The 16476-nt window shown below is 56.7% G+C and carries 14 protein-coding genes; 9 read left to right on the top strand and 5 right to left on the bottom strand.

Annotated features, from left to right (window positions below):
• Nucleotides 1–138: 138 nt before the first annotated feature.
• Nucleotides 139–1389 (top strand): valine--pyruvate transaminase, encoded by a 1251-nt coding sequence (gene avtA, locus DFO56_RS18570; protein ID WP_349350383.1) that lies wholly within the window; start codon nucleotides 139–141, stop codon nucleotides 1387–1389.
• A gap of 184 nt (nucleotides 1390–1573) precedes the next feature.
• Here the strand turns inward: avtA and DFO56_RS18565 are convergent, their stop codons facing one another.
• From DFO56_RS18565 to DFO56_RS18550, 4 genes are all read right to left on the bottom strand, one after another.
• Nucleotides 1574–2047 (bottom strand): 4Fe-4S dicluster domain-containing protein, encoded by a 474-nt coding sequence (locus DFO56_RS18565; RefSeq protein WP_045507951.1) that lies wholly within the window; start codon nucleotides 2045–2047, stop codon nucleotides 1574–1576.
• A 353-nt stretch (nucleotides 2048–2400) separates the two neighbouring features.
• Nucleotides 2401–4245: a selenocysteine-specific translation elongation factor gene (gene selB, locus DFO56_RS18560; protein WP_045507545.1), complete on the bottom strand. Its 1845-nt coding sequence runs from the start codon at nucleotides 4243–4245 to the stop codon at nucleotides 2401–2403.
• On the bottom strand, nucleotides 4242–5618 hold the full coding sequence (gene selA / locus DFO56_RS18555; RefSeq protein ID WP_045507542.1) for an L-seryl-tRNA(Sec) selenium transferase: 1377 nt from the start codon (nucleotides 5616–5618) through the stop codon (nucleotides 4242–4244). The genes selB and selA overlap by 4 nt, the downstream gene beginning before the upstream one ends.
• Before the next feature lie 91 nt (nucleotides 5619–5709).
• A complete protein-coding gene (locus DFO56_RS18550; RefSeq protein WP_020455724.1) occupies nucleotides 5710–6318 on the bottom strand; it encodes a glutathione S-transferase in 609 nt (202 codons plus the stop codon).
• Nucleotides 6319–6832: 514 nt separating this feature from the next.
• Here DFO56_RS18550 and DFO56_RS18545 point away from each other — a divergent pair.
• The 8 genes from DFO56_RS18545 (at nucleotide 6833) to trmL (ending at nucleotide 15390) form a co-directional block, all read left to right on the top strand.
• Complete coding sequence (locus tag DFO56_RS18545; protein ID WP_020455725.1) at nucleotides 6833–8743, top strand: PTS mannitol transporter subunit IICBA; 1911 nt, start codon at nucleotides 6833–6835, stop codon at nucleotides 8741–8743.
• Between the two features lie 107 nt (nucleotides 8744–8850).
• Entirely contained in the window at nucleotides 8851–9999 is a 1149-nt protein-coding gene (gene mtlD, locus DFO56_RS18540) for a mannitol-1-phosphate 5-dehydrogenase (protein WP_020455726.1), read from the top strand.
• Nucleotides 9999–10586, top strand: coding sequence for a mannitol operon repressor MtlR (gene mtlR, locus DFO56_RS18535; RefSeq protein ID WP_044489524.1), 588 nt, complete (start codon nucleotides 9999–10001; stop codon nucleotides 10584–10586). Before mtlD ends, mtlR begins: the two co-directional genes overlap by 1 nt.
• 55 nt (nucleotides 10587–10641) lie before the next feature.
• Nucleotides 10642–11004 carry a YibL family ribosome-associated protein gene (locus DFO56_RS18530; RefSeq protein WP_045507540.1) on the top strand — a complete coding sequence of 121 codons (363 nt, stop codon included), beginning with the start codon at nucleotides 10642–10644 and terminating at the stop codon, nucleotides 11002–11004.
• Nucleotides 11005–11267: 263 nt separating this feature from the next.
• A complete protein-coding gene (lldP, locus tag DFO56_RS18525) occupies nucleotides 11268–12923 on the top strand; it encodes an L-lactate permease (RefSeq protein WP_045507537.1) in 1656 nt (551 codons plus the stop codon).
• The gene (gene lldR / locus DFO56_RS18520) at nucleotides 12920–13696 is read left to right on the top strand and encodes a transcriptional regulator LldR (RefSeq protein WP_045507534.1); all 777 of its coding nucleotides are present in this window, start codon (nucleotides 12920–12922) and stop codon (nucleotides 13694–13696) included. Before lldP ends, lldR begins: the two co-directional genes overlap by 4 nt.
• Nucleotides 13693–14880, top strand: coding sequence for an FMN-dependent L-lactate dehydrogenase LldD (lldD, locus tag DFO56_RS18515; protein ID WP_020455731.1), 1188 nt, complete (start codon nucleotides 13693–13695; stop codon nucleotides 14878–14880). The genes lldR and lldD overlap by 4 nt, the downstream gene beginning before the upstream one ends.
• 36 nt (nucleotides 14881–14916) lie before the next feature.
• Nucleotides 14917–15390 (top strand): tRNA (uridine(34)/cytosine(34)/5-carboxymethylaminomethyluridine(34)-2'-O)-methyltransferase TrmL, encoded by a 474-nt coding sequence (trmL, locus tag DFO56_RS18510; RefSeq protein ID WP_020455732.1) that lies wholly within the window; start codon nucleotides 14917–14919, stop codon nucleotides 15388–15390.
• A gap of 230 nt (nucleotides 15391–15620) precedes the next feature.
• Here trmL and cysE read toward each other — a convergent pair whose 3' ends face one another.
• Entirely contained in the window at nucleotides 15621–16442 is an 822-nt protein-coding gene (gene cysE / locus DFO56_RS18505) for a serine O-acetyltransferase (RefSeq protein ID WP_045507531.1), read from the bottom strand.
• Nucleotides 16443–16476 lie beyond the last annotated feature (34 nt).

Here is a 16476-nt window from a genome sequence, read left to right as displayed (position 1 = left end):
AATATCAGCACAATATATCGCTAAACCGCTATCGATAAGAATTAAGAGTGGAAAAGGCGCATCGGCGGCGATTTGCACCTCGCCGTCCGGAACGCTATGGTTAGCCACTTTGATCCGCAGCCCGACAGAGCAGTAGCGATGACATTTTCACTTTTCGGCGACAAATTTACCCGCCATGCAGGCATTACGCGCCTGATGGAGGATCTCAACGACGGTTTACGCACCCCTGGCGCTATCATGCTCGGCGGCGGTAATCCGGCACAAATCCCGGCGATGACCGATTACTTCCACAACCTGCTTGCAGACATGGTGGAAAACGGCAAAGCGACTGATGCGCTGTGCAATTATGACGGCCCGCAGGGTAAAACGGAGCTACTGACGGCGCTGGCAGGTATGCTGCGTGAAGAGTTAGGTTGGGATATTGAGCCACAGAATATTGCACTAACAAACGGCAGCCAGAGCGCGTTTTTCTACTTGTTCAACCTGTTTGCTGGCCGTCGCGCCGATGGAAGCACCAGAAAAGTGCTTTTCCCGCTGGCACCGGAGTACATCGGCTATGCCGATTCCGGGCTGGAAGAAGATCTGTTTGTCTCCGCACGCCCCAATATTGAACTGCTGCCGGACGGGCAGTTTAAGTACCATGTCGATTTTGAACACCTGCATATTGGCGAAGAGACCGGCATGATCTGCGTCTCACGCCCGACCAACCCCACCGGCAACGTGATCACCGACGAAGAGCTGATGAAGCTGGATGTGCTGGCGAATCAGCACAACATTCCGCTGGTGATTGATAACGCTTACGGCGTCCCTTTCCCGGGCATTATCTTTAGCGAAGCGCGCCCGTTGTGGAATCCGAACATTATTCTGTGCATGAGCCTGTCGAAGCTGGGCCTGCCGGGCAGCCGCTGCGGCATCATCATCGCCAGCGAAAAAATCATCTCCGCCATTCGCAATATGAACGGCATTATCAGCCTCGCGCCAGGCGGCATTGGCCCGGCGATGATGTGCGAAATGATTAAGCGTAAAGATTTGCTGCGCCTCTCTGAAGAGGTGATCAAACCGTTTTATTACCAGCGGGTACAGGAAACGATCGCCACGCTGCGTCGCTATTTACCGGAAGAGCGCTGCCTTATTCACAAACCGGAAGGGGCGATTTTCCTCTGGCTGTGGTTTAAAGACCTGCCGATCAGCACCGAGCTGCTGTATCAACGGCTGAAAAAACGCGGCGTGCTGATGGTGCCTGGCGACTACTTCTTCCCGGGGCTGGATAAACCCTGGCCGCACACGCATCAGTGCATGCGCATGAACTATGTGCCGGAGCCGGAGCTTATCGAAGCGGGCGTGAAGATCCTTGCCGAAGAGATTGAAAAAGCCTGGCAGGAAAACTAAAGCAAACATGCTGAATTAAGCCCTCTGTCGAGGGCTTTTTTTATCACTAACGAAAACGGGCGCATCAGTATCGAGTTTGCTTTGCCTGACGCCTGCGGATTTAACGCGCGCAGAACCGGCAGCAGCTTTTCTTTACGGTTGGCGGGTTTTCCGCTGCTTTGCGCCATTCACACCGATTTGCTGGCTAGAGCCGCTGGCTTTGTAGCCGGTTCTCGCGAAGTTGTGCCGGGTTTATGCAACGCAGCGCGTTGGTCGGGCAGGCTTCGACACAGGCCGGGCCGTTTTCGCGATGCTGGCACAGATCGCACTTCAGCGCCTGCGCCCGGTTCTCAACGCGCATCACCTGCATAGCACCAAACGGGCAGGCAATCATGCAGCTTTTGCAGCCGATACAGCGCGATTGCTCAACCAGCACCGCCCCATTGGCCCGACCGATCGCACCGACCGGGCAGACATTGGCGCAGGGTGCGTCTTCACAATGATGGCAGGTGACGGCAGTGGAGAAATCGCCTGTTTTCACCACGCGGATGCGTGCAGAAAAGGTCGCGGGCTTCACACCCGAGCAGTCCTGATTATCTTCATGCGACACCACACACGCCACTTCGCAGGTGCGACAACCAATGCATTTGGCCGCATCAGCGATAATAAAACGGTTCATTCCCCACTCCACCGGGCACGAAAACGACAAGGGTGCCAGAAAAAACCGCCGCAATGCTTTGATCGCAAGCGGGAAAGCCGCCAGTTTTGTCATTTGCCTGAACATTTCCGGCAATCTGTATCACGCGCTCAAAATGTTGCTAAATGTACGCAGAAAACGTTCGCCAGGGTGCTTGGCACCTGCTTATCACGTTCCAGAGAATTCGCCCCCGATACCGGCTTACTTGCGCTTAACATCAGATTTTCCGTTGGGATCGGGGGGAATGATTGAAGGTGATAATCGGCGCGTCCTGACGGTGAGGCGCTTTTGCGAGGGGGATGCGGCTGGCGAAAAATCGCCAGCCTGAGAGTTGATCACTCTTTGAGGAATAACGCCTTGTCGCGCAGGATGTGGTCATTGCCACGGCGGCGGGTAAAACCAATGCGGTCGAAATATTCCAGGATCTGAATCGCCAGTTTGCGCCCCACATTCAACGTATCGCGAAAATCCGCCGCGCTGGTCGAGCCGCGCGCTTCATCAAGATCGCGGATCATGCTGGCAAAAGTCACAATGCGATCGTTGCGGTAATAACGATCTTTGACGATCGCCGTAATTAGCCCCTGCTGTGCCGCCTGTCGTAATACGCCGCGCATCACCTGTTCATCCACACCGATTTCACGGGCTAAATCCCGCACCCACCAGGGTTCGTCGCCAAACAGTGGTGAGACTTTTTGCCAAAGCTGGGCCTGCTCGTCGCTGAAACCCGCTTTATGCTCCGGCAAGTGCAGCCAGCCGTGGTGGCTGTGGATATCGCCGCTCTCCCGCATCAGTTCAATCAGGGTTAATACCAGTGCTTCATCTTCCATCGGCAGCGCCATACGTCGCAGGCGTTCGCGCCCTGGACCCGGCTCTTCACGGTGCTGTTCATGGTAAGTCGCCAGCGTGTCCAGCAACTTACGCTGCCAGCGCGCCGCCACCGGCGCATTAAGCAGGTTATCACCCGCCCGGATAAAACCGGGGTTATCGAGTAACGCCGCCAGACCGCTGCTGCTTAACTGGCGCGCCCAGCCAAACGCGCGCAGATCCATCGCGCCGCGCGATAAATGCACGGCCAGCGCCTGGGCGTCGTCTTTGGTCTGCGCCAGTTCACCAATCCACGCCAGGTAATCTGCCTTGCGTTTACCGCGACGCGGCGAGTTCAGCGTCACCACGCGCGCCCCCGCAAGCGTCGTGCGCGCGGAGATATCGCGCAGCACCAGCAGATCGTTGTCCGCCAGCCACAGCGGCGTATCGAGCACCAGTTCGGCAAGACCATTTTCCAGCAGCGACACGCGCCCGGTAACGTGGCTGGCGGCATGATGAATATGCAATGGCTGCCATTGCGTCAGTGGAACATGAGTTTGCAGAGCGACAATCAGCCGCTCAGTCGGTTCGTCGGGCTGCTGCGACAACAGCCAGTCACCGCGGCCGAGCGCCTCTTTTTCCGCATCACCGGCAATATTCAGGGCGATGCGTTGCCCGGCATGAGCGTGTTCAACTGGTTGATTCTGCGCATGTAACCCACGCACGCGCATCGGTGTATTCGCCCCGGTCAGCCACAGCGTATCGCCTACGCGGACATCGCCGGAAAGTGCCGTTCCCGTTACCACCAACCCCGCACCTTTCACCGTGAAAGCACGATCGAGCGCCAGGCGGAAACGCTGATGCTCAGGATGGGCGCGTTCTGGCAACTGCAACAGATGTTCACGCAGCTCAGCAATGCCGCGCTGTTCCGTGGCGGCGGTGACAAACAGCGTCGCCTGCGGGTAACCAAAGGCCTGGAGCGTGTTTTGTACTTCCGCGCGCACGTCGGCAATGCGCGCCTCATCCACGCGATCGGCCTTCGTTAGCACCACCGTCAGCGCCGGGTTGCCGGTCAGTTGTAAAATCGCCAGATGCTCACGCGTCTGCGCCATCACGCCATCGTCACACGCCACCACCAGCAGGGCGTGGTCAATGCCGCCAACGCCCGCCAGCATATTAGAGAGGAATTTTTCATGTCCTGGCACATCAATAAAGCCCGGCACGCGGCCATCCGGCTGCGGCCAGTAGGCATAACCGAGATCGATGGTCATGCCACGTTTTTTCTCTTCCGGCAGGCGATCGGCATTCACGCCCGTAATCGCTTCAATCAGGGTGGTTTTGCCGTGGTCGACGTGCCCGGCAGTGGCAATAATCATTTCAGCAACATCTCCAGCAAGCGGGATTCATCATCAACACAGCGACAGTCCAGCCACAGGCGACCATCGTAAATACGGCCAATCACCGGCTGCGGCAGCGCTCGCCACTGCGCAGCCAGCGCCTCCACACGACGGCCACTGCCATCGCGCGGAGTAAACGTCAGCGCCGCGCCCGGCAACCTGTCAACCGGCAGCGAACCGCTGCCAATTTGTGACAGGCAGGCTTCCACGCGCAGATCAAATTCGTGATAACGCGCCGTCAACGCCGTGCATAAGCGCTGCGCCTGCTCGCGAATTTCCGCCTCCGGGCGGGTTAAGTAACGCAGCGTCGGCAGTCTCTCAGCGAGTTTTTCCGGGTGCAGATAGAGGCGTAACGTCGCCTCCAGCGCCGCCAGCGTCATTTTATCCGCCCGCAGCGCGCGTTTTAACGGATGTTGCTGCAACTGCTCAACCAACGCTTTTTTACCCACGATAATGCCCGCCTGCGGGCCGCCGAGCAGCTTATCGCCGGAGAAACTCACCAGGCTGACACCAGCGGCAATCAGCGTTTGCGGCATCGGTTCCTGCGGCAAACCGTAGCGGCTTAAATCGACCAGCGAACCACTGCCGAGATCGACAATCACTGGTAGCGCATGCTCTTCACCCAGCGCCACCAGCTCCGCTTCATCCACCGCTTTGGTAAAGCCTTCGATATGATAATTACTGGTGTGGACTTTCATCAGCAGCGCGGTGCTGTCGTTAATCGCCTGGCGATAGTCTTTCGCATGCGTGCGGTTGGTGGTGCCGACTTCGTGCAGTACACAGCCCGCCTGGCGCATCACGTCCGGAATGCGAAACGCGCCACCAATTTCCACCAGTTCGCCGCGCGACACCACCACTTCGCGGCCAGCCGCCGTGGCTGCCAGCATCAGTAACACCGCTGCGGCATTGTTATTAACGATGCAGGCATCTTCCGCGCCGGTAAGCTGACAGAGAAGATCGGCCAGGGCGCGATCGCGATGACCACGCCCCGCGCCGTCGAGATCATATTCGAGCGTCACCGGCGAGCCCATTACCTGCGCGACGGCATCAATAGCGGCCTGCGCTTGTACCGCGCGGCCTAAATTCGTGTGCAGCACCGTACCGCTCAGGTTAAACACCGGGCGCAGCGCGCTGCTGTCGCGCTGTTCCAGCCGCTGTTGCGCCGCCGCTGCCCAGTCGGAGCACCAGGCGGGTAACGTTTGTGCTTCACGGATCTGCGCGCGCGCCTCGTCCTGAAGCTGACGCAGCGTTTGCGCCACGCGACTGTGGCCGAAAGTGGCTAATAAAGTGGCGAACGCCTCGTCACGTAACAGGCGATCGGTCGAAGGGATCTGGCTGTAAAGAGTTGTCATGAAAAGGCCTGGCTATGAGTTGCCCCCTCCCGTCAGGGGGTTTGACGTGAGGGGATTGTACAGTGACTTGCTCAGGCGAACATCATGCTTATCAAGCCTTCGGCGGTTCGGTGCGGGCGAAACTCTCGCGCTGGAACAGATTTTCCACCAGCTTTACCAGCAGTGGACGATCAACACACCAGCCGGGTGAAACATGGCGGAAATTGAGATAGCTAATGGCGCAGGCAATTGCCACTGTCGCCAGATTCAGGTCGTCCACGCCCAGCGTGCCATCTTTAAGATAGTTTTCCAGCGCATCCAGCCCGCGCGAAACCTTTTCCCGCTGGCGTAACAGTTCAGTCTCCGACTGCTGTTCGACCGGGCGCGCCAGCTCGCGAACCGAGACCAGCGCCGCATCCATAATGCCATCGGCCAGCGCTTCGAGTTGGCGAATTTTCAATGCCGCTTTGCGATCGGTGGGCAGCATGGCCGGAGCGATATTCAGTAAATCAATGTATTCCGCGATGATCGGCGAGTCGTACCACACTTCGCCATCATCGGTTACCAGCGCCGGAACTTTGCCAAGCGGGTTGTACTGCGCCACGCTATTAACGGCGTTATAAGGCTGTTCATTGATAAATTCGAAGGTGATGCCCTTTTCCAGCAGGATCACCGATATTTTGCGTACAAAAGGGCTGGTATAGCTGCCGATCAGTTTCATTGCCTTCTCCGTTTCCGCCAACAAAAACCTAAGTATGAACGAGCGGGCGCAGAATGTTTCATCACGATGAAAACTTCTGCCGCTAACGTACGTATTGCCGCAGGCTGTGAAAGGAAGTTACAGGTTCTGCTGGTCGTCAAAAACACAGTTTGCTGGCGATCACATTCGGTAAAGTCCTGACGAAAATATCTTGTGATCTATATCACAAATACATAACAAACCGTCGAGGATAAAATGTGAATAACATCACACTTACAGGCTCATAACGTCCAGATTTTGCGCTTTGTTCTTTTTTTACACTGATTTTATGTGATGGATATCACACTAAATGGTGGCATACCCCCTGCTTTAGTGTGATATGAATCACATAAAAACCCACCATCTGGACAGTCACGTGATTCGGTGCGAGATTTCGCCTCACAGATAACCCAGGTCCGGCTACCTCTGCCGCCACGTTAACAACAAACCTCGGGCTTCCGGCCTGTGCGATAGCAAACATAAGAAGGGGTGTTTTATGTCATCCGATATCAAGATCAAGGTGCAAAGCTTTGGTCGTTTTCTCAGCAATATGGTGATGCCGAACATCGGCGCGTTCATCGCGTGGGGGATCATCACCGCATTGTTTATTCCTACAGGGTGGTTGCCTAACGAGACGCTGGCGAAACTCGTTGGCCCAATGATTACTTATCTGCTGCCGCTGCTCATCGGTTACACCGGTGGTCGTCTGGTGGGCGGCGATCGTGGCGGCGTTGTCGGCGCGATCACCACCATGGGCGTTATCGTTGGTGCGGATATGCCGATGTTCCTCGGCGCGATGATCGCAGGTCCGCTGGGCGGCTGGGCGATTAAACACTTTGATAGCTGGGTCGACGGTAAGATCAAATCCGGTTTCGAAATGCTGGTGAATAACTTCTCCGCTGGCATCATCGGTATGATCCTCGCCATTCTGGCGTTCCTCGGCATTGGCCCTGCGGTTGAAGTGCTGTCCAAAATTCTGGCGGCCGGCGTTAACTTCATGGTGGCGCACGAAATGCTGCCGCTGGCGTCTATCTTTGTTGAACCGGCGAAAATCCTGTTCCTCAACAACGCCATCAACCACGGTATCTTCTCGCCGCTGGGTATTCAGCAATCGCATGAACTCGGCAAGTCTATCTTCTTCCTGATCGAAGCGAACCCGGGTCCGGGGATGGGCGTACTGCTGGCGTATATGTTCTTTGGTCGCGGCAGCGCTAAACAGTCTGCTGGCGGCGCGGCTATCATCCACTTCCTGGGTGGTATCCACGAAATTTACTTCCCGTATGTGCTGATGAACCCGCGTCTGCTGCTTGCCGTAATCCTCGGTGGTATGACTGGCGTGTTCACCCTGAGCGTACTGAACGGCGGCCTGGTCTCTCCGGCTTCTCCGGGTTCCATCCTGGCGGTGCTGGCGATGACGCCAAAAGGCGCGTACTTCGCGAACCTGACGGCAATCTTTGCTGCCCTGATTGTCTCTTTCGTCATCTCTTCTATCCTGCTGAAAACCAGCAAAGTGAAAGAAGAAGACGAAGACATCGAAGCGGCAACCCGTCGTATGCAGGACATGAAAGCACAGTCTAAAGGCGCGACCCCGCTGGCGGCGGGCGACGTGACCAACGACCTGAGCCACGTGCGTAAAATCATCGTCGCATGTGACGCCGGTATGGGTTCCAGCGCCATGGGCGCGGGCGTGCTGCGTAAGAAAGTGCAGGATGCGGGTCTGAGCAACATCTCTGTCACCAACAGCGCGATTAACAGCCTGCCGTCTGACGTTGATCTGGTGATTACGCACCGCGATCTGACCGAACGCGCAATGCGCCAGGCGCCGCAGGCCCAGCATATTTCGCTGACCAACTTCCTCGACAGCGGCCTGTACACCAGCCTGACAGAACGTCTGGTTGCTGCTCAGCGCCATACGGACAACGAAGCCAAAGTGACCAGCAGCCTGCAGGACAGCTTTGATGCGCCTGACAGCAACCTGTTCAAGTTGAGCGCGGATAACATCTTCCTTGGCCGCACGGCGAGCACTAAAGAAGAAGCCATCCGTTTTGCCGGTGAGCAACTGGTGAAAGGCGGCTACGTTCAGCCGGAATATGTTGATGCGATGCTGGAACGCGAAAAACTGACCCCGACCTATCTGGGTGAGTCCATCGCGGTACCGCACGGCACAGTGGAAGCGAAAGATCGCGTACTGAAAACTGGCGTGGTGTTCTGCCAGTACCCGGAAGGTGTTCGCTTCGGTGAAGACGAAGATGACATCGCCCGTCTGGTGATCGGCATCGCGGCACGTAACAATGAGCACATCCAGGTCATCACCAGCCTCACTAACGCGCTGGATGACGAGACCGTGATTCAGCGTCTGGCGCACACCACCAGCGTTGAAGAAGTGCTGGCACTGCTCGGCAAGTAATCGGTTTTCCTCCCTCTCCCCACGGGGAGAGGGCTAGGGTGAGGGGAAATATTTGCGGTTCCTCACCCCAGCCCTCTCGGGTAAAAACATTGATAAAGGTTAAGACTATGAAAGCATTACATTTTGGCGCAGGTAATATCGGACGTGGCTTTATCGGCAAGTTGCTCGCCGACGCGGGGATTGAACTGACGTTCGCCGATGTGAATCAGGTGGTGCTCGACGCCCTTAATGCCCGTCATAGCTATCAGGTGCATGTGGTTGGTGAAAAAGAGCAGGTCGATACCGTCTCCGGCGTTAACGCCGTGAGCAGCATTGGCGACGAAGTTGTCGACCTGATTGCACACGTTGATCTGGTGACCACGGCGGTCGGCCCGGTGGTGCTGGAACGCATCGCCCCGGCTATCGCCAAAGGCCTGGCAAAACGTAAAGCGCAGGGCATTAACACACCGCTGAACATTATCGCTTGTGAAAATATGGTGCGCGGCACCACGCAGTTGAAAGGGCATGTCATCAACGCACTGGCGGATGCCGACAAAGCCTGGGTTGAAGAACACGTTGGCTTCGTAGATTCCGCCGTTGACCGTATTGTTCCGCCGTCGGCATCCGCGACTAACGATCCGCTGGAAGTAACGGTTGAAACCTTCAGCGAGTGGATTGTCGATAAAACCCAGTTCAAGGGCGCGCTGCCGAACATTCCGGGTATGGAATTAACTGATAACCTGATGGCATTTGTTGAACGTAAGCTCTTCACGCTGAATACCGGGCATGCTATAACCGCGTACCTTGGAAAACAGACCGGCCATCAAACCATTCGCGACGCAATTCTGGATGCCAATATCCGTGCGGTTGTGAAAGGCGCAATGGAAGAGAGCGGCGCGGTGCTGATCAAACGTTATGGCTTCGATGCCGACAAGCATGCTGCGTACATTCAGAAAATCCTGGGCCGTTTTGAAAACCCCTATCTGAAAGACGATGTTGAGCGCGTTGGTCGTCAACCGCTGCGTAAACTGAGCGCGGGCGATCGCCTGATCAAACCCCTGCTCGGCACGCTGGAGTACAACCTGCCGCACGCCAACCTGGTGAAAGGCATTGCCGCTGCCATGCATTACCGCAGCGAGCAGGATCCGCAGGCGCAGGAGCTGGCTCAGCTTATCGAAGAGAAAGGCCCGCAAGCCGCGCTGGCGCAGGTTTCCGGCCTGGATGCTAACAGTCCGGTCGTTAACGAAGCCGTCAGCGCCTATAACGCCATGGCATGATGCCGACGATGGCGCGGGAGATCCCGCGCCAGTTAACGAAATTGTCAGATATGCAGGCAATAATGGAAAAAACGCAGGCTTTCGAAAACCGTGTTCTCGAGCGTCTGAATGCTGGCAAAACCGTGCGAAGCTTTTTGATCGCCGCCGTTGAGCTACTCAACGAAGCTATCAATATTCTGGTGTTGCAGGTATTTCGCAAAGATGACTACGCGGTGAAATACGCTGTAGAGCCGCTGCTTGACGGAGATGGACCGCTGGGCAATTTGTCCGTGCGTTTAAAGTTGATTTACGGTCTGGGTGTCATTTCCCGCCCGGAATACGAAGACGCCGAGCTGTTGATGGCGCTGCGTGAAGAGCTCAACCACGATGGCACAGAGTACGCATTTACCGATGATGAGATCCTCGGGCCATTTGGTGAGCTGCACTGTGTTGCCGCCCTGCCGCCAACGCCGGTGTTTGATACCAGTGACGCCAGGCTTTTAGCCATGCAAAAACAGCGCTACCAGCAAGTCGTGCGTTCAACCATGGTGCTCTCTCTGACCGAGCTTATTTCCCGTATCAGCTTAAAAAAAGCATTCCAGAAATAACCTGCGCCATAAATACTGTATCCTTATCGTTTTACTCCCCAACGAATTGAGCCCCATGAAAGAAGTCGAAAAAAACGAAATCAAGCGTCTGAGCGACCGCCTCGACGCAATTCGCCACCAGCAGGCGGATCTCTCCTTAGTTGACGCAGCAGAAAAATACGCGGAACTGGAAAAAGAGAAAACCACGCTGGAAAGCGAAATCGCCCGTTTGCGTGAGCAGTACACGCAAAAGCTGAGCAAAGAAGCGCAGAAACTGATGAAAATGCCGTTTCGCCGCGCCATCACCAAAAAAGAGCAGGCCGACCTCGGCAAGCTGAAAAAAAGCGTCCGTGGTCTGGTGGTCGTACACCCGATGACTGCGCTGGGCCGCGAAATGGGTCTCGATGCAATGACCGGCTTCGCCAACAGCGAGTTCTGATCCTTTCTTTAATAGCCCTGGCCACACGCTAGCGCCAGGGCTGTTTAATTGGCCCTACCAATTCCTGCTGTTCCTCTCCCTGGTTCACAAATCCATTAAATCCCGTCACAGATATATTGCTTGCCAGCAACATCTGGATAACCATTCGTTATCACAACCCCTACACAACCCAACTGGCAGGACCACTTTTACAGAACATGTGACGCAGAGCTAAGCGCAGACTTGCCGCTCGCCGGTTTTGTTGTGGTTCTCAGGAGACCTGCATGAATCTCTGGCAACAGAATTACGACCCGGCTGGCAACCTTTGGCTTTCCAGCTTAATTGCATCGCTACCGATCCTGTTTTTCTTTTTTGCGCTGATAAAGCTCAAACTGAAAGGCTATGTGGCCGCCAGTTGGACTGTCGTTATCGCCCTTGGCGTGGCGCTGATGTTTTACCATATGCCGCTTGATCACGCGCTGGCCTCGGTGGTTTATGGCTTCTTTTACGGACTGTGGCCGATTGCGTGGATCATTATCGCCGCCGTTTTTGTCTACAAAATCTCGGTCAAAACCGGGCAGTTCGACATTATCCGGTCTTCGATTTTGTCGATTACCCCCGACCAGCGCCTGCAAATGCTGATTGTCGGCTTCTCTTTCGGCGCGTTTCTGGAAGGGGCCGCGGGCTTTGGCGCGCCGGTCGCCATTACCGCCGCGTTACTGGTGGGCTTAGGTTTTAACCCGCTGTATGCCGCGGGCTTGTGTCTGATCGTCAACACCGCGCCGGTTGCCTTTGGCGCAATGGGTATTCCGATCCTGGTTGCCGGACAGGTTACCGGGCTGGACAGCTTTGAAATCGGCCAGATGGTTGGCCGCCAGTTACCGTTCCTGACCATTATCGTGCTGTTCTGGATCATGGCGATTATGGACGGCTGGCGCGGCATTAAAGAGACCTGGCCGGCGGTGATTGTCGCGGGTGGCTCGTTTGCTATCGCCCAGTATCTGAGCTCCAACTTTATCGGCCCGGAACTGCCGGACATCATCTCATCGCTGGTTTCGCTGGTCTGCCTGACGTTGTTCCTCAAACGCTGGCGTCCGGTGCGCATCTTCCGCTTCGGCGATATGGGCGCATCGCAGGTGGATCTCGATTTAAAACGCACCCAATACAGCGGCGGGCAGATCCTGCGCGCCTGGTCACCGTTCCTGTATTTGACCGCTACCGTGACGCTGTGGAGCGTGCCGCCGTTTAAGGCGCTATTCGCCCCTGGTGGTGCGCTGTATGACTGGGTATTGACCCTTTCTGTACCGCACCTCGACAAGCTGGTCGCGCGTATGCCGCCGGTGGTGAGCGCCGCCACGCCTTACGCTGCGGTATATAAATTTGACTGGTTCTCCGCAACCGGCACCGCCATTCTGTTTGCCGCCATTTTGTCGATTATCTGGCTGCGCATGAAGCCGAAAGATGCCGTCACGACCTTTACCAGCACGCTGCGCGATCTGGCGCTGCCGATTTACTCGATTGGTATGGTGCTGGCCTTCGCCTTTATCTCTAACTACTCCGGGTTGTCATCGACGCTGGCACTGGCACTGGCGCACACCGGCAGTGCCTTCCCCTTCTTCTCGCCATTCCTCGGCTGGCTGGGCGTCTTCCTGACCGGTTCAGATACCTCATCCAACGCGCTCTTCGCGGCGCTGCAAGCCACGGCAGCGCAGCAAATTGGTGTGTCGGATGTGCTGATGGTGGCGGCGAATACCACGGGTGGCGTTACCGGCAAGATGATTTCGCCGCAGTCGATCGCCATTGCCTGTGCGGCGGTGGGGCTGGTGGGCAAAGAGTCCGACCTGTTCCGTTTTACTGTTAAACACAGCCTGATTTTCACCTGCATGGTGGGGGTGATTACCACACTTCAGGCCTATGTTCTGACCTGGATGATCCCATGAAAGTGTTACCCAGACGCCTGACAGACGAGGTTGCCGATCGTGTGCGGGCGCTGATTGCTGAACAACAGCTGGAAGCGGGCATGAAATTGCCCGCAGAGCGCCAGCTCGCCGTACAGCTTGGCGTGTCTCGCAACTCGTTGCGTGAAGCGTTATCAAAACTGGTCAGCGAAGGCCTGCTGCTCAGCCGTCGCGGCGGCGGTACGTTTGTGCGCTGGCAGCATGACGACTGGTCGGAGCAAAACATCGTCCAGCCGCTGAAAACGCTGCTGCATGATGACCCGGATTACAGTTTCGATATTCTTGAAGCGCGCCACGCCATTGAAGCCAGCACCGCCTGGCACGCGGCGATGCGCGCCACCGAGGCCGATAAAGAGAAAATTGTGCTGTGCTTTGAAGCCACACAATCCGACGACCCGGATCTCGCCTCGCAGGCCGATGTGCGTTTCCATCTCGCCATCGCCGAGGCTTCGCATAACGTGGTGTTATTGCAAACCATGCGCGGGTTCTTCGACCTGCTGCAATCCTCGGTAAAACAGAGCCGCCAGCGTATGTACCTCGTTCCGCCAGTGTTTTCACAACTGACCGAACAGCACCAGGCGGTGATGAACGCCATTCTTGCCGGAGACGCCGATGGCGCGCGCCAGGCGATGATGGCGCATCTCGGCTTCGTGCATACCACTATTCGCAAATTCGATGAAGATCAGGCCCGCCAGGCACGCATCACCCGCCTGCCCGACGAGCAGCACATTCACTCCAGGGAGAAAAAAGCATGATTATTTCCGCAGCCAGCGACTATCGCGCGGCGGCTAAACGCATTTTGCCGCCGTTCTTGTTTCACTATATCGATGGCGGCGCGTATGCCGAATACACCCTGCGCCGCAACGTTGAAGACCTGTCCCAGGTGGCGCTGCGCCAGCGGGTGCTGAAAGACATGTCTGAACTGAGCCTCGAAACCACGTTATTTAATGAAAAGTTATCGATGCCGGTGGCGCTGGCCCCGGTTGGCTTGTGCGGCATGTACGCCCGGCGCGGTGAAGTGCAGGCGGCGGGCGCGGCGGATGCGAAAGGCATTCCTTTTACGCTCTCGACAGTTTCCGTCTGTCCGATTGAAGAGGTCGCGCCGACGATTAAACGCCCGATGTGGTTCCAGTTATATGTGCTGCGCGATCGCGGCTTTATGCGTAATGCGCTGGAGCGGGCGAAAGCCGCCGGTTGCTCAACGCTGGTATTCACCGTGGATATGCCTACCCCAGGCGCGCGCTACCGCGATGCCCATTCCGGTATGAGCGGCCCGAATGCGGCGCTGCGCCGTTATCTGCAATCGGTGCTGCATCCGCAGTGGGCGTGGGATGTCGGCGTTAACGGGCGGCCGCATGACCTGGGGAATATCTCCGCCTATCTCGGCAAGCCGACCGGGCTGGAGGATTACATTGGCTGGCTGGCGAAGAATTTTGATCCGTCGATTTCGTGGAAAGACCTGGAGTGGATCCGTGAATTCTGGGATGGCCCGATGGTGATCAAAGGGATCCTCGATCCGGAAGATGCCCGCGACGCGGTACGTTTTGGCGCAGACGGCATTGTGGTTTCTAACCACGGCGGCCGCCAGCTCGACGGTGTGCTCTCTTCCGCCCGCGCGCTTCCGGCGATTGCCGATGCGGTGAAAGGCGATATCACCATCCTGGCCGACAGCGGCATCCGTAACGGGCTGGATGTGGTGCGGATGCTGGCGCTTGGCGCAGATTCCGTCCTGCTGGGCCGCGCGTATCTGTATGCGCTGGCAACGCATGGTCGCCAGGGCGTGGCGAATCTGCTGGATCTGATTGAGAAAGAGATGCGCGTGGCGATGACGCTGACCAGCGCGAAATCGATTCGCGACATCAGCAAAGATTCACTGGTACAGGGGCTGAACCAGTTACCTGCCGGGCTAGCACCGTTGTCACATGGCGACGCCGCCTAGAGAGTGCTATCCTGCCCCCGCTATTAAGGGGGCAGTATGTTAAACATCGTTTTATTCGAACCTGAAATCCCGCCAAATACCGGGAATATCATCCGTTTGTGCGCCAATACCGGTTTTCGTCTGCATATCATTGAACCGATGGGCTTCACCTGGGACGACAAGCGCCTGCGCCGCGCAGGGCTGGACTACCATGAGTTTGCTGCGGTAAAGCGCCATCATGATTACGCCGCGTTTGTCGACGCCGAACAGCCGCAACGCTTATTTGCCCTCACAACTAAAGGTACGCCAGCACACAGTGCGGTGAGCTACCAGGATGGTGATTATTTGATGTTTGGCCCGGAAACGCGCGGTCTGCCAGCGACTATCCTTGACGCACTGCCGCCAGAGCAAAAAATCCGCATTCCGATGATGCCGGACAGCCGCAGCATGAACCTGTCAAACGCAGTGTCAGTGGTGGTATATGAAGCCTGGCGCCAGCTCGGTTACCCGGGCGCGGTGCTGCGTAGCTGAAGGGAAATTAACGGGCGACGTCAACACGTTATCCGACCTGCGGATAGCGATGCCTGTCATGACGGACGCATTTATTTTTCTGCGCTACTGGCGAAACGAGCAGCGAAGAAAACCGGCGCGAACACAGAATCCTGGGGATTATTTGCTTCGCGCCTCCTGCTGATGTTCAACGCGCTGTCGCGTTTCGCGCACGGCTCTGGTTCAGACTGGCGAGTAAAATAGCCAGACAATTAAATCCCGTCGCCGTACTCGAACCCGTGGTTTATCCCGTTGAAATGCTGATCCATATCCATTGACGGTTTGTCGCTTTCCGGTTTACCGACAATCCGCGCCGGCACGCCTGCTGCCGTGGTATGCGGCGGCACCGGTTGCAATACCACCGAACCCGCGCCAATTTTCGCCCCACGGCCCACTTCGATGTTGCCGAGAATTTTGGCACCCGCGCCAATCATCACCCCTTCGCGGATTTTCGGATGGCGATCGCCGCTGGTTTTGCCGGTCCCGCCAAGCGTGACCGATTGCAGGATCGACACGTCATCTTCAATGATTGCCGTTTCGCCCACCACGATGCCTGTTGCGTGGTCGAGCATAATCCCACGGCCAATTCGCGCCGCCGGGTGAATATCGACCTGGAAACTGACCGACACCTGGTTTTGCAGGAAAATCGCCAGCGCCTCGCGTCCCTGCGTCCACAGCCAGTGCCCAATACGGTATGCCTGTAACGCATGGAAACCTTTCAGATAGAGTAGCGGCGTGGAATATTTATCCACCGCCGGGTCGCGCGTGCGCACGGCCTGGATATCACAGGCGGCGGAGGCGATCATTTCCGGGTCGGCAGCATAGGCTTCTTCGACGACTTCACGAATGGCAATCGCGGGCATAATCGGCGAGGCAAGCTTGTTCGCCAGCATATAGCTCAGTGCGCTGCCGAGGTTTTCGTGCTTGAGTAATGTCGCGTGGTAAAAACTGGCCAGCATTGGCTCACACTCCGCCAGTGCCCGGGCTTCGGCTTTGATATTTTTCCAGACCAGATCCAGTTCTTCACACGGCATTGCTTACTCCAGACGTGATAAGACGACAGGCTGG

Origin of the sequence: Kosakonia sp. AG348 (assembly GCF_003337365.1) — a bacterium.
In the GTDB taxonomy this organism is placed as follows: domain Bacteria; phylum Pseudomonadota; class Gammaproteobacteria; order Enterobacterales; family Enterobacteriaceae; genus Kosakonia.
Note: the sequence above shows the minus strand (reverse complement) of the source record. Positions and strands in the feature narration are given on the sequence as shown.